At 39.7% G+C, this 14,330-nt stretch carries 15 protein-coding genes; 5 read left to right on the top strand and 10 right to left on the bottom strand.

The window, feature by feature from the left end:
* Positions 1-321 precede the first annotated feature (321 nt).
* Together DVR12_RS11615 and DVR12_RS11610 are read left to right on the top strand one after the other, a co-directional pair.
* Positions 322-1,269, top strand: coding sequence for a helix-turn-helix transcriptional regulator (locus DVR12_RS11615; RefSeq protein WP_116975847.1), 948 nt, complete (start codon positions 322-324; stop codon positions 1,267-1,269).
* Between the two features lie 81 nt (positions 1,270-1,350).
* The gene (locus tag DVR12_RS11610) at positions 1,351-2,343 is read left to right on the top strand and encodes an aldo/keto reductase (protein WP_116975846.1); all 993 of its coding nucleotides are present in this window, start codon (positions 1,351-1,353) and stop codon (positions 2,341-2,343) included.
* A 55-nt stretch (positions 2,344-2,398) separates the two neighbouring features.
* Here DVR12_RS11610 and DVR12_RS27570 read toward each other — a convergent pair whose 3' ends face one another.
* The 6 genes from DVR12_RS27570 to DVR12_RS11585 form a co-directional block, all read right to left on the bottom strand.
* On the bottom strand, positions 2,399-2,572 hold the full coding sequence (locus tag DVR12_RS27570) for a hypothetical protein (RefSeq protein WP_158563255.1): 174 nt from the start codon (positions 2,570-2,572) through the stop codon (positions 2,399-2,401).
* Between the two features lie 36 nt (positions 2,573-2,608).
* Complete coding sequence (locus DVR12_RS11605; protein ID WP_116975845.1) at positions 2,609-3,064, bottom strand: DUF6934 family protein; 456 nt, start codon at positions 3,062-3,064, stop codon at positions 2,609-2,611.
* A gap of 132 nt (positions 3,065-3,196) precedes the next feature.
* A complete protein-coding gene (locus DVR12_RS11600) occupies positions 3,197-3,535 on the bottom strand; it encodes a translation initiation factor (RefSeq protein ID WP_116975844.1) in 339 nt (112 codons plus the stop codon).
* 18 nt (positions 3,536-3,553) lie between these two features.
* The gene (locus tag DVR12_RS11595) at positions 3,554-4,435 is read right to left on the bottom strand and encodes a diacylglycerol/lipid kinase family protein (RefSeq protein ID WP_116975843.1); all 882 of its coding nucleotides are present in this window, start codon (positions 4,433-4,435) and stop codon (positions 3,554-3,556) included.
* Positions 4,436-4,445: 10 nt separating this feature from the next.
* Positions 4,446-5,297: a carboxylating nicotinate-nucleotide diphosphorylase gene (nadC, locus tag DVR12_RS11590; protein WP_116975842.1), complete on the bottom strand. Its 852-nt coding sequence runs from the start codon at positions 5,295-5,297 to the stop codon at positions 4,446-4,448.
* Positions 5,298-5,428: 131 nt separating this feature from the next.
* Complete coding sequence (locus DVR12_RS11585) at positions 5,429-5,845, bottom strand: DUF4783 domain-containing protein (protein ID WP_116975841.1); 417 nt, start codon at positions 5,843-5,845, stop codon at positions 5,429-5,431.
* A gap of 287 nt (positions 5,846-6,132) precedes the next feature.
* Here DVR12_RS11585 and gpmI point away from each other — a divergent pair, with 287 nt between their 5' ends.
* The 3 genes from gpmI to uvrC all read left to right on the top strand — a co-directional run bounded on the left by gpmI (position 6,133) and on the right by uvrC (position 10,440).
* Entirely contained in the window at positions 6,133-7,656 is a 1,524-nt protein-coding gene (gene gpmI, locus DVR12_RS11580; protein WP_116975840.1) for a 2,3-bisphosphoglycerate-independent phosphoglycerate mutase, read from the top strand.
* A 394-nt stretch (positions 7,657-8,050) separates the two neighbouring features.
* Entirely contained in the window at positions 8,051-8,632 is a 582-nt protein-coding gene (locus tag DVR12_RS11575) for a hypothetical protein (protein ID WP_116975839.1), read from the top strand.
* Positions 8,633-8,634: 2 nt separating this feature from the next.
* Complete coding sequence (gene uvrC / locus DVR12_RS11570; protein WP_116975838.1) at positions 8,635-10,440, top strand: excinuclease ABC subunit UvrC; 1,806 nt, start codon at positions 8,635-8,637, stop codon at positions 10,438-10,440.
* Here the strand turns inward: uvrC and DVR12_RS11565 are convergent.
* From DVR12_RS11565 to porM, 4 genes are all read right to left on the bottom strand, one after another.
* Positions 10,412-11,005 carry a DinB family protein gene (locus DVR12_RS11565; RefSeq protein ID WP_116975837.1) on the bottom strand — a complete coding sequence of 198 codons (594 nt, stop codon included), beginning with the start codon at positions 11,003-11,005 and terminating at the stop codon, positions 10,412-10,414. The two genes, uvrC and DVR12_RS11565, sit on opposite strands and share 29 nt — an antisense overlap.
* A gap of 68 nt (positions 11,006-11,073) precedes the next feature.
* On the bottom strand, positions 11,074-11,649 hold the full coding sequence (locus DVR12_RS11560) for a Crp/Fnr family transcriptional regulator (protein ID WP_116976213.1): 576 nt from the start codon (positions 11,647-11,649) through the stop codon (positions 11,074-11,076).
* Positions 11,650-11,719: 70 nt separating this feature from the next.
* A complete protein-coding gene (gene porN / locus DVR12_RS11555; RefSeq protein WP_116975836.1) occupies positions 11,720-12,736 on the bottom strand; it encodes a type IX secretion system ring subunit PorN/GldN in 1,017 nt (338 codons plus the stop codon).
* Between the two features lie 20 nt (positions 12,737-12,756).
* Positions 12,757-14,295 carry a type IX secretion system motor protein PorM/GldM gene (gene porM / locus DVR12_RS11550; RefSeq protein ID WP_116975835.1) on the bottom strand — a complete coding sequence of 513 codons (1,539 nt, stop codon included), beginning with the start codon at positions 14,293-14,295 and terminating at the stop codon, positions 12,757-12,759.
* Positions 14,296-14,330: the final 35 nt, after the last annotated feature.

The following is a 14,330-nucleotide window of genomic DNA, read 5'->3' as shown; positions in this document are numbered from 1 at the left end:
CAAAAGAATCAGTATCCAGATCGGGGATGTTCTTGAGGGCGCAGTATTTATTGGCATGTAGGTGATATTAAAATAGAAAGCGGAAATACTACTTTTACAAGCTAGGTATTTCCGCTAAAATTATATCTTGTTCTTTGGCAATTGCGTAATCTCAGATTACATAGCATCATTTCAAAGCTCGAAACGATAACAAGATTTTGGTTGATAAAGGCGTTAACAAATTGTGAAATTTTTTCTATTTAATCAAAAATGAAATTGCAACTTAGTTGCAATAAATAATACAGACTCTCAAAAAAAGAATTACAATGATTAAATTTGAGTATGTCTAACCACAAAAGCACATCTATTGCATTAAGAACCATTGAAGACTTCAATGAAGCCGTTCTTCTTTACAGTCGCACTACTTTTCTTCCCCAAGCGCCATTAAAAGGCAGCTTTGCAGTGCATGAACGATCAGAGCATCCGGCAGTTGATGAAGTAGTGGCCAGTAGAAGAGACTATTATAAAATTACCTTGTTATCAAGCGCAAAAGGTACTATTACACTTGGCGATGAAACACTCTCCATGTCTGGCCCCACTCTTATATTTCTTAATCCACATGAAATAAAATCATGGGAATTTGAAGGGCCGGAACCTGTAGGGTATTATTGTCTTTTTACCGATCTATTATTCAGGAGCCATCCTGAGTACCAGGATAATTTATTGAATCACCCTCTGCTGCAAGTAGGCGCCAGAGGAGTGTTTTCATTAACCGTTGAGCAATGTGGATATTTAGAATCCATTTTTCGGCAGCTCATCCGTGAATACAGAGAAAATACTGCTTTTAAACTGGAAGCCATCGTAATATATCTGAAACTTCTCATGTTGGAAGGCAAACGACTTGTTGCCCAACGTCACGACTATTCCAGAACCCTTTCTGCCGGGCAGGTTCTGGCCAATAAGTTTACAGACAAATTGGAAAAGCAATTCCCGATCGACTCACCAAAGCGCCAGATAAAATTAAAAACAGTAAAAGAATTTGCCGCCGAGTTAAATACACATCCCAATCATCTCAATGCCAGCGTTAAACAAACTACCGGGCGTACTGTTAGTGAGCATATCCGGCAACGCATTTTGCTGGAAGCACGTTTATTGCTCATGCATACCGATTGGCAAATTGCTGAAATAGCTTGGTGTCTTGGGTTTGAAGACCCTGGTAATTTTACCCACTTCTTTAAAAACCATGGAGGTGTAGCCCCACATATCTACCGGGGAACTACAGTTCTTTGATTTTTACAATTAATACTTTACTACTTACAATTTAGTTCCCTGTATCTGCCCCTAATTTTGTTACACTAAATTTTAATCAATATGCAGTACAGAAAACTAGGAAATACAAACGAGTCAGTTTCAGCAATAGGACTGGGTTGCATGGGAATGTCATTTGCCTATGGTGATACCACAGATTTCAATGACACAGAGTCATTAGCTACCTTGGAACTGGCCCTGGAATTAGGTATCAACTTTCTTGACACCGCAGACTATTATGGATTTGGTTCCAATGAAATATTGCTGTCAAAACTCTTAGCTACAAAACGCGATAAGGTATTCATAGCTACCAAATTTGGTTTCCGTTTGAACGAAGAAAATAATACTACTTATTTCGATGGTTCTCCTAAATACCTGAAACAGGCCTGTGAAGCCAGTTTAAAACGACTGAATGTAGATGTTATAGACCTCTACTATGCTCACAGAATTGACGACAAAGTTCCAGTAGAAGAAATGGTGGGTGCAATGGCTGATCTGGTAAAAGAAGGAAAAGTAAAATATCTTGGATTATCGGAAGCCAGTAGTGAATCTATCAGAAAAGCAGTTGCCGTACATCCTATTGCAGCTTTGCAATCTGAATACTCTTTGTTTACCCGCGATGTAGAATCTGGTATCTTAAATACCACCAGAGAATTAGGTATCAGCCTTGTTGCCTATAGCCCATTAGGAAGAGGCATGACTACAGGCGCATTGAACAATAGCAAGCTGAGTGATGGTGATTTCAGAAAAAATCTGCCACGTTTCCAGGGTAATAACTTTGAGCAAAATCTCCAAACCGTTAATGCTTTGGAATCATTTGCCAAAGAAAAAGGAATCACGGCTGCTCAACTTTCCTTAGCCTGGTTACTCGCACAAGGAGAAGATATTATTCCAATTCCGGGCACTAAGCGCAGAAAATATCTACAGGAAAATGCAGCGGCAGCAGATGTTAAATTATCGGCAGCAGATCTTGAAACGATTGATCGTATTTTAAATGAACATGCGATTGCAGGAGAACGCTATTCAGAAGGAGGTATGAAACTGGTTAATCGCTAGGGCCGGAAGACATCTTGGGGCTGATCAATTATTGATCAGCCCTAATTTAAAAAAGTTACTTATTATTAGTAGGCAATTCTTTAGGTAGCCCCCATTTATTTAGTGATTCTTTTGCTTTTTCAAGCTTCTTTACAAAATATTCCTCCTCACTAAAATCTTTCATTGATTTACAAAGAGTAATATCTTTTTCTTTGCGAGTTTTTTTCTTTTCTTTCTTTGATAAAAACATAAAAATCTTCGCTTTAAATAATTAATAAAGTTAAAATTATTTCTTCACAATTAAAAAGGCTTCATAATTTTGAACTGGTTCAAATCTTCTCCATACATCATTAAATACACCATATATAATAAACAAATTTTCAACTTCAGAAAGATTAGCATTGAGCCCCATTTGATAAAGTCGGGTTCTTGCCGGAGTACTTCCTTGCGCAAAAATTGGCAAATTCCCATGAACGCTACAGTATGAAAGAATTGTCCAAGCTACTGTTGCCAGAACCTTGTTTTTATCTAAATTATTGGAAATTGATGAATCATCTACTGTCTGTTTTTCAACATTCCAATCACCAAATCCTAAATTGACAACCTGTTTTCCTGCCCAAACAAAGCCATGAATTGGTTGATAACTAACAATTTTTGTTATTGTCCCATTAGGACCAACACTTTGAAAAGAATAGCTGGTATGCGTTGGGTTTTTAAAACAATCGTATTTTTCCAGGTTCATCCCTAACTCTTTTTGAAGGAGGCTGCAATATATACATTGTTAGGTATCCTGTTTTATTAAAATATTATAATAATAGTAAAAGGAATAGGGCACTTTATTTGTGCCCTATTCCTTTTACTATTATTAATTAAATTATTTCGTTTTCTTATATCCCCAATCCTGCAACCACTTCACTATCTTCTCTTTATAGTCGCCCTGAATAAGGATTTCGCCATCTTTAACACTACCACCGGTTCCACATTTTGTTTTTAATTCTTTCCCTAATTTTTGCAGATCGTCTTCCTGTCCAACGAAGCCGGTTACTAAAGTTACCACTTTACCTGCGCGTTGTTTTTTATCTAAAATCACTCTCAGTATCTGCTCTGCGGGAGCAAGTGTATTAACCTCTTCTTCATGTTCTGGTTCAAATGAAAAGTTAGGATTTGTAGAGTACACTATTCCATTCCCGGAGTTATTTTTCTTTTTAGACATTGTCGTAAGATTTAAAGGTTATTTATTCACTACAATAGAGAGGGCAGCAGGTTGAATACGTATATTAACCGTACCATCAGTTGTAAGCGGAACTGAATCACCATCCACTTGCAGATATTTCAAATCATTGCTGCGGATAGTAATTTCTTTTCCAACATAGTGTTTAAGATAACGTGTTTTATCGATGTTTCCCATTAAGGAGAAAATGCTCATTGGCACTAATCCTAAAAGTCCAACTGGCGGTACAACGCAGAGGTCGAGATGCCCATCGAAGACATTGGCTTTTGGTGCCAGCTTAAATTCGTAGCCAAATTGATTTCCATTTGCAACGGTCAACAGAAATGCCTGTGTAGAAATTGAGTTACCATCTATTTCAATCTCATAGGTAGATGGATTGTAGCTATTGAAACTATTTACGACCAGCTTTGCATATCCACTAAGTCCACGCTTTGTTTTATGTCTGAACTGCTCTGCTACCAATGCATCAAATCCAACTCCGGCATTGCTCAGGAAGAGATGTTCGTTGGCGTATCCAACATCAATTTTGCGTTGTTTATTTGTAGCTATTAAGCCTAGTGCTTTATCTACATTTAAAGGAATCTTGAGTGCACGTGCCAGGCCATTACCACTACCTAATGGTAAAATTGCCATGGCGGTATTGCTACCTACAAGCCCTTGGGCGATCTCATTAATTGAACCATCGCCACCTACTGCAACAACAGTGTCTACACCATTCTTAACCGCTTCCCGGCCCAAATCGGTTCCATGGCCCAAATAGGCCAGGTATTCGATACTTACCGAATACTGATCAGCAGGAAAGTGTTTATTGATCGCGTTTCCAAGTTTCTTCTCTCTATCCGTTCCGGCCTTACGATTTATGATAAATAATATCTTCTTCAAAAGAACTGTTTTATAGTATAATGGCTTTTAGACTTAAGTCGAGACTTACTGCATGATGAATAATTGCACCTACAGAAATATAATCTACTCCTGTTTTTGCATACTCTTCAATATTCTCAATTGTTATTCCTCCTGATGCTTCGGTTTCATATTTACCATTAATCAATTCAAGAGCAGTAACAATATCGGCAGGTTTAAAGTTGTCGAGCATAATACGGTCTACCTGTCCAACAGCCAATACTTCTTTTACATCTTCGATGTTGCGGGTTTCGACTTCAATTTTAAGTGGAAGTTTTCTTTCTTTGAGATATGCCACAGTGTTGGTAATTGCAGGGGTAATGCCACCTGAAAAATCGATATGATTATCTTTAAGCATAATCATATCATACAGGCCCATTCTATGATTAACGCCACCGCCTATACGAACTGCTTCTTTCTCTAGTAACCGGAAGTTGGGGGTAGTTTTTCTGGTATCTAATATTTTGGTATGATATCCTTTGAGTTTCTCCACGTATTGATGGGTAAGGGTAGCAATACCGCTCATTCGCTGCATGCAATTGAGAATAAGGCGTTCGCCCATGAGCAGGGAATGAACTGCTGCTTCGGCTTCGAAGGCAATTTCGCCTGCTTTCATTGGTTCCCCATCTTTTTTGTAGGGGGTAAAAACGGTGAACATATCCAGCCATTTGAGGATGGCTTCTGCTACCTGCATACCGGCCATGATACCGTCTTCCTTTATTTTCAGAACGGCTTTGCCTTTGGCGGTAGGAGGTATACAAGCCATTGTAGAATGGTCTCCGCTTCCTATATCTTCTGTTAAAGCACTTCTAATGAAGGCATTCAATGCTGCTTCTTCTAACATAACTGACTAGATTATCCAGGCGTCCAAGTTAACAATCTTTCTACCCCTGGAGCTAAAATTTGTCAAAAATAAAAAGTGCTTCGCAATAAATGCGAAGCACTGGGGCTTTTCAATTAATTTATGTTGGCATTTTATTTATTCTCGAAGCGCAATTCATTGAGCACCATGGCAGTACCTTTCTTCTGAAGGAAAAAAGTCACGCGATAATTTCCGCCGCTGGTTGTCAGATTTCCAATTCCAAATTTGGAGTTATCCCCACCCTGGTGTACTAATTCAAAGGATTTAACCTGGTTTTTAGCAAAGAAATCCTTTAAGATAATTTCAGCCTGTGCTTTACTGTACGAATTAGATTTTCCGGCCATATTGATTTCAACGTTACTGTCGAAATACCGGGTTAAAGCGTTAACATCGCCTTGTTTCAGCGCAGCAGCAACGTCATCGATTGGCCCGGTAGCCACTGCAAAAACGGTTGATTTAGCAGATAATGTTAACGTTGTAAAAACACCTCCCAACAACATAATCCCCAGCACAATCAAAAGCTTCTTCATTGTCAGTTATTTTATTAAAAATGTGATTTCGCAAACACAAATTAAAAGCGAAAACTATGCCAAACGAGCTGCAAATCAACAAAATCACATTATCGTGGTAGCTATTAAGCAGTAAGTAATTAAGGTAGATTCAAATATAATATAGTTAAAATATATCATCGCCATCATCTTTCTATTTTTGAAATTATCTTACTTATTAGCCTTTAACTTTATTTTTGTAAAATATTTAAACCCTTTATAATTACTTTCACATCTTCTGTGTGAATTTTATTAAAATCTGATAGGATATGGAAAAAAAACGAGCCATTCTCATTATAATGGATGGATGGGGCGAAGGTAAAGTACCGTCTGCCGATGCAATTGCTCATGCTAAAACGCCTTTTGTAAGCAGTTTATACAAGAAATATCCACATAGCAACCTTGTTACCTGTGGCGAGGCAGTAGGATTACCTGATGGTCAGATGGGTAACTCTGAAGTTGGTCACCTGAATATAGGCGCCGGCAGAATCGTTTATCAGGAATTACAACGTATTAATGTTGCCATCAGAGATGGCGAACTGGCGAATAACCCGGTATTGTTAGAAACCATGGCGCACGCCAAAAAAAATAACAAAGCGCTGCATCTGATCGGCTTAGTTAGTGATGGCGGAGTGCATTCGCATATAGAACACGTAAAGGCATTGGCTACCATCGCTAAGGCAAACGGCCTCGAAAAGGTATTTGTACATGCCTTTACAGATGGTAGAGATACTGATCCTAAAAGCGGTTTGGGTTTCCTCGAAGACCTATCTGCACACCTCGATAAAACAGTAGGAAAAATTGCTTCTGTTACCGGCCGCTATTATGCAATGGACAGAGACAAGCGTTGGGAAAGAGTTAAACTCGCCTATGATGCTATGGTGAATGGTGTTGGTACGTTTACTCAGGACGTTCCTGCTGCAATTAAAGCATCCTATGCTGAAGGGGTGACCGACGAATTTATCAAGCCCATTATCGTTACTGAAGATGGTAGCACTCCAATTGCAACTATCCAGGAAGATGATGCTGTTTTATGCTTCAACTTCCGTACGGATCGTTGCCGCGAAATCTCTCAGGTACTTACTCAGGAAGCCTTCCCTGATTTCGGCATGTCACCGCTGAAACTCTACTATACTACAATGACCGAGTACGATAAAACCTATAAGAATGTACACGTTATCTTCGAAAACGATAACCTGAACATGACGCTGGGTGAAGTATTGGAAAAAGATGGGCTGACGCAGATCAGAATCGCTGAAACCGAAAAATATCCGCACGTTTCGTTCTTCTTCTCCGGTGGCCGTGAGAAGGAATTCAACGGAGAACGTCGTATGATTGTTTCTTCACCGAAGGTTGCTACCTACGATCTGCAACCGGAGATGAGTGCCTATGAAGTAACCAGCACCATCGTTCCTGAACTGGAAAAAAAATCAGCTGATTTTGTGGTTCTCAATTTCGCCAATGCCGACATGGTTGGTCATACAGGTGTTTTTGATGCTGTAATTAAAGCCGTGGAAACTGTAGACAGCTGCGTTGAACGCGTTGTTAATGCTGCATTGGCAAGTGATTACACAATATTCCTGACTGCCGATCACGGAAATGCCGATTTCATGATCAATTCTGATGGTTCTCCTAATACTGCGCACTCACTGAACCTGGTTCCTTTCTTTGTTATCAGCAAAGATTTTCAAGGGCCGGTTAAAGACGGTAAACTCGGAGATATTGCCCCTACCATCCTTAAATTCTTAGGGCTGCCAATTCCTAAGGAAATGACAGGTACAGTACTGGCGTAAAGATTCCTCGCAAAAGCGCAAAGATTAATATTAAGGCGCAAAGGATTTTTATAGAATTAAGGACTGTGGCGAATGTTTTTAAATTACTAATAAGTTTATATTCTAAAACGAAACTTATTGGAAATCAATAAAAATATTCGCTTCAGTCCTTTTTTGTCTTTAAAAAATCCTTTGCGCCTTAATATTAATCTTTGCGCTTTTGCGAGGAAAAATTTTTTACACGAGCTGTAACATTTCGTTTATGCCTCCCGTTTAACTATCGACCCCGAAAAGTCTCGGCTCTTGTAGCCGTAATATATATTTTTAGTGCTCTCGACAGATTTGCTCATGCATCGATGCGCCGTTTTCACGGCGCATTTTTTATGACCCACATTTAAGTATTAATTTTGCGCCTATGATAAAATATTGGTTAATAACAGCATTGTTTACAACGATTAGCCTGGCAGCATGCAATTTAAACTCGTCTTCTCCCGACAGAAAGGCAACAGATAAGTTTTTAAACCTGCAAGCCTATTTCCAAAATGAAAGTAAATATTTAGGATCAGGAAATTACACATTAAATAAATCAATTGTATTAAATAATAAGCAGGATCTAGTCAGTACGCCGGGCGACAGTACAGCTATCCACGACCTGTTTAAGCCGTTCATGGATGTTGATCTGAATAAACCCTCTCTGAGAGAAGAGTATGATACTTCCAGTATCTATGATCCTTTTTCCGGAAAAACCACGGTGATTTACAATTCAAAAGGGAAACAAACTTCTCCTTCTGAGATCACAATGGAACTTGACAAACAAGGAAATATCCAGCAGATCCATGTTCATTCCTATACTACCAATCTGGTGTATGAATACCGGCAGGATTTGCAATATCTGCAACACAAACAAGTTCGGATGACTACTTATCAAAAAATTGCATTTCTTCAACCTAAGATATTAGAGGCAGTTGTTAGCATAGCACCTAAAACAGGGAATTAGTTATGACAGGAGCAGAATTTCAACAAATTTCGCATACGATACCTGTAGATGCAGGTATTTATAAGTACTACGACAAAGATGGTACTTTACTCTATGTGGGCAAGGCTAAAAGCCTAAGGAAAAGAGTAAGTTCTTACTTTGTTAAAAATCATGATAATTACAAAACCAGGAAACTGGTTGAACATATCCATCATATAGAATTTACAATTGTAGATTCTGAACAGGATGCTTTCTTGTTAGAGAATTCATTGATCAAACAATTTAAGCCTAAGTATAATATCGAATTAAAGGACGATAAAACTTATCCTTACATTGTTATTAAGCATGAAGCTTTTCCAAGGGTTTTCCTTACCCGAAATGTAATTAAAGACGGTTCTGAATACCTCGGGCCTTTTACTTCCGTTGGTAAAGTCCGCGAACTGCTAGACATCATTAAATACAATATTCCACTCAGAACCTGCAATCTCAATCTCTCAGCCGACAATGTTCGTAAAGGAAAGTATAAAGTTTGCCTCGAGTATCATTTGGGTAATTGTAAGGGGCCCTGTGAAGGATTACAGTCTGAAGAAGATTATAGAGAAGGATTACAACAGGTAAGAAATATCCTAAAAGGTAATCTTAGCCCGATAGTTAATCTGTTTAAAGAACAGATGATGGAGCATGTTTCCAAAATGGAATTCGAAAAGGCTGAAATCATGAAGAAAAAGATCGAAAGCCTGGAAACCTATTCTGCAAAATCTACTATTGTAAATACCCGCATGGGCAATGTAGATGTATTCTCTATCATTAGTGAAGGCAACCATGCTTATGTGAATTACCTGAGAATTTTGAACGGCACTATTGCTGATACTAAAACAGTTACACTCGAAAAACAACTGGAAGAAACTGATGAAGAAGTAATGGTTTATGCTATTGCCTATCTCAGAGATGTTTTCAAAAGTATTACTCATGAAATCATTGTTCCGTTTGCGATTTCTTATCCTGAAAGTAGTGTTACCATTACAGTTCCCAAAGGAGGAGATAAAAAGAAATTACTCGAGCTTTCTGAGAAGAATGTAAATTATTTTAAGGAAGAATTATTTAGAAAGAAAATTCTTCATCTCGAAGGCAAGTCTGATTTTGAAAGGAAACAGGTGCTATACCAATTGCAAGCCGATCTGGAACTTCCTGTACTTCCAACGCATATAGAGTGCTTTGATAACTCTAACTTCCAGGGCAGCTATCCTGTGGCTGCCTGTGTGGTATTCAAAGACGGTGTTGCCTCTAAAAAAGATTACAGGCATTTCAATATAAAGACTGTTGAAGGAATTAATGATTTCGCTTCTATGAAGGAAATCGTTTACCGCCGGTATAATCGCCTGTTGGCAGAGCAACAGCCATTACCTCAACTTGTTATTATTGATGGTGGTAAAGGGCAATTGGGGTCGGCTATGGAGAGTATTCGGGCACTAGACCTGATAGGTAGCATGACCGTAGTAGGATTAGCCAAAAATGAGGAAGAAATTTTCTTTCCTGGCGATTCTGAAAGTATCAAACTACCATACAATAGTGAGAGCCTTAAACTTATCAGACGGGTCCGCGATGAAGTACACCGGTTTGGAATTACTTTCCATCGCCAGAAAAGAAGCAAGGGCACCTTTAAAAATGAACTCGAAAGCATTAAAGGTATTGGTCAGAATACGGCAACACAGCTGTTAAAAACCTTCCGTTCTGTTGCCAAAATCAAGTTGCTAACACAGGAGGATCTGGCAAAAGAGGTTGGTTTGTCGAAAGCTACCCTTATTTGGCAACACTTTCATAAGGCGTAGCAACACCTATAGCTTTTTCTGCCTGTAATACGTGCCTGCGGATATGAGCAATTAAAAACCCGAATGTATCTCCCAATGATAGTTTAATAAAACGGGAGAGAGAGGTAGGGATTTTAATTTTTTGTATGTTGATCTTTTCTGCACGCTGCAACAGTACTTCCATTTTATCTTGTTGCTCCAGGAATTCGTTCACTACAGAATTTGCATCTAAAGAAGCAGAAGGTCTGTGATCTTTTGGCGCCTGCATTTTGGATATTGACCCATCTGCTTTTGGTTCCATCATATTTGTGAACCAGGCACCCAAAATACCGCTTTTAAAATTTGGCTGCGCATGCAGGTTTGCTGCTTCAGCCTTTTCAATAGCCTGTTCTATTGCCGGTAAATAAACACGGCCATAAGAGTTTAAATGCTCAAGACATTGCAACGCATTCCATTTACCTGGTTGCGGTGCCTGCTGCAGATTATAGGCCGGAGTTGCGCTGGCATAAGATTCTACTTTGCAACGAATAACTCCTACTTTTTTTCTCAGATTCTGGAGATGTACCAGACTTTTTATGTGGGGCATATTATTGATATTTTGACACAAAACTAGGTCAGATGAACTTGAAAAATCTTTGTGTAGATCAAGATTTTTTAAAGCTTAATAGTATTGAGTAGTTTGCTAAAGGTAGCCGGATCTATACCCAGATAGCTGGCAAGGTATTTATGCGGAATGATTTGCAAAACATGAGGGCTACGCCCCAGCAGCGTTCTGAATTTCTTTTCTGCTGAATAGGAAATCAGTTCATTATAGCGCTCTAAAACACCTGCCATGGCATCAACTGTTCCCAAACGAGCCCATTTCTGTAATAAAGGGTATTGTTCGGTGAGTTGGTAGAAGTCGGCATAACTTAATCTTAAAAACTCGCTTTCCGTTAAGGTTTCCAGATAATAAGGAGTAGTTCTTTGTAATTGAAAAGAATCTAATATTCCTGAAAAGGAACCTTTATAGGTAAAAAGGATCGTTGTTTCTTTATCTCCTTCCAGGGAAAAAAGTCGTTGAGCTCCGCTTAATACAAAATATATAGATCTTTCTACATCTCCGGCAGCAGTCATGATTGTTTTGCGCTTGTATTGAACAGGTGTCCAACATCGCGCTAAAGCTTCCCATTCTGCCTGAGGAAGAGGTAAAATAGCGTTTGATATTTTATAGAGTAAGTCGAGCGACATATCCGAAAGATAACAAAAAAGCGAATGATCCGGGATCATTCGCTTTTTTGTTTATAAGGTGCAATTGATATTAATATTGCCAGAGATCCTGTTCTTTATTAAAGATACGGTCTTTAATTGCCTGACCTTCGAGGAGGCGCATAACGCCATCTTTAATATAGTCTTTGATTTCGCGGTTATAGGTATTGTTTTCCTTTACGATATAGCTACCGAAGAAGCGCATTTCGAAAAGGTCTTCCCAACTGATAGTAGAGGCGTCGTTGTTTTGGTTATAAACATCGTGTTTAGCCAGTACTGCGCGGCAGTCGGGATAGTACACCCAGAACAAAGGAATGGAAGCACGGATGGAACCATCTTCGTTTACGCGGGATACCATTGGAGCAATACCCAGTATGCGAACTTTAAGGGCAGAAGCTTCTTTGTCGAATACCCAAACTTCTTTGATTTTGTACTGTTTGATGGTACGAGGATCGAAGTCGTCGCGGGTGCTGACCATTTTTTCTTCGCCGGTTACAGGGTCAATACTTCTTACAGTTCTTTCTTCACCGCTAAGTTTATTCTGGATTTCGGAATAAGGCATCACGGTGGTGAAACGGTCGTCGATTGCGCTAAAAGCTTCAACCTCTTTATTTTTGATTGCGTCTAGCAGAATATTGATAAACAGTTGGTTAATACCGCTTTCATCTTCCACATTGTATTGGAATGGAAGGTTGATTTTTTCCCGCACGTCGATTACCTGCCAAACACGTTTTTCCCAGAATCTATCATCTTCGCGGATATAGTCATAGGCGATAGGAATACGTTCTCTTGCGAGGGCGCGTTCAACCACCCCGTCTACGCGGAGGGATTTGCGGGGAGTGTCAACTACCGGGCCACCTGCAGTAGGTGCACCGGAAGGAGGAGCGGCAGGAGGAGGAGCAACAGCGTTACCGGTAGCAGGATTCACTACAGAGGCGTCCTGTGTTGGTTCTGCATTGGTAGCGGTTCTACGACGAGTAGTACCACGACGTTGTGCATCAGCAGCTGTTGCCAGCATAACCAACAATAAGGTGCACCAACCAATTCTGTTAAATATTACTGCTCGCATAATTCAGTAATTAATGACCGTTAGTTTAATTTAAAGATAGTGCTAGGCATAGAACGAACAACGTTGTCCGGGCCTTTCACTTTTACGTTTTCAAAGAAAACCTCATCACCTGGGCGAAGTGCGCGGATAGACGCAGCAACGTTTCCTGGGAAGTAAGCAGAAGTAGCGTCACCTTCCTGGTATTCTTTACCTTTAGCAGAGATACCAACGCGATAACCTACAACTTCGTATTTCACACCTTCGAATTCAAAATCTTCCAGATCAGCGCGCAGACCACCTTGTACTTTAAAGTCGGCAGCTTTCATGCTACCACCTTTATTAGCACCAACTTTCAGGATTGGATCCGGAACGCGTTTTACGCGGAATTCTTTTTGACCGAGAGATTTGGTTTTACCATCAACATTAGCAACAACATTGATAACAGCTTTACCTGGTGAGGTAACAGTTACCACGTATTCGCCTGAGCCACGTTTGGTGATATTACCACCATTGATTGTAGCAGATACCTGTTCGGCAGGTACACCAGCAGCAGAGATAGAAATTGGGTTCTGCAGACCGATATACAATACGTTCATTTTATCTGCGGAGATGGAGGTGGTTGAAGCACCTACATTATAAGTTTCGGAAAAGGGATAGGACTCAGGAGCACCGCCGTTAGGGCTAGGAAGAGTGATGGTACCTGTGATTGTTTTTTCACCGATGCCGGCAGCAGGGATATTTACAGTTCCCAAACCGTCTTTAGCTTCGATAGACTGACCATTAACAATGATAGTAGGATTTACAGTAGTACTGTAGGCACCCACAGCGATGTTTGCGGTCAGCGTCTGACCAACCATCAGGTTTTTAGAATTCAGAGATACGAAAGGTCTTACTTTATCAAATTTGAAAGAGCTAGCCTCGATCTGACGGAATAAGTCATCAATGATAGCTGATTCAGAGTTTTTGATATCGTTTTGGAATTTACCCAGGATGGTAACAGCAGCAATGGTAGGCACCATGTTGAAATGGTAGGTAGTCCAGGTTTTAGGACCGCCACCATGACCGTCGTTGCTTTTACCTACTTCAATTTTCAGAGGTAAAGTTTTTTCAAATTGATCTTTTTTCTTAGGATCAACATAAGAGAGCAGTTGTTTACGCAGCTCAGTTAATTTTGATTCCAGTTCAGGACCTTTTTTATTATTTTCCATGATGCGGGTAGGGCCATCCAGGTCGGATTTGGATTTGATGTCACCATGTTCATCTAATCCACCACTTGCATCAATGATAGTTTTTTTCAGATCTTCAATGTATTCGTACATGCTAGCAGAGATCTTTTTTACCTGCAGTGCTTTCTCGCGGAAAGGTGCGGTTTTAGGACCGTTATCCTTCATCTGTTCATCAAACTGACTGTAGATGAAAGAGTTTTTATCGGCCAAAGATTTATTAGATGTAACGATAGAATCATTTACGATATTAAAAGCGTTCAATATTTCGGCAGAGACGTTCAACGCGAGCATGGCCGTTAAGACCAAGTACATGATGTTGATCATCTTCTGCCTGGGATCTTTAGGTAGTGCCATAGTTTGATTTCAGATTTAATTCAAGTTGATAATTG

The sequence above is a fragment of the Chitinophaga silvatica genome (genome assembly GCF_003419895.1).
In the GTDB taxonomy this organism is placed as follows: Bacteria; Bacteroidota; Bacteroidia; order Chitinophagales; family Chitinophagaceae; genus Chitinophaga; species Chitinophaga silvatica.
The sequence above is the reverse complement of the archived record's forward strand: the minus strand, read 5'-3'. Positions and strand labels throughout refer to the sequence as shown.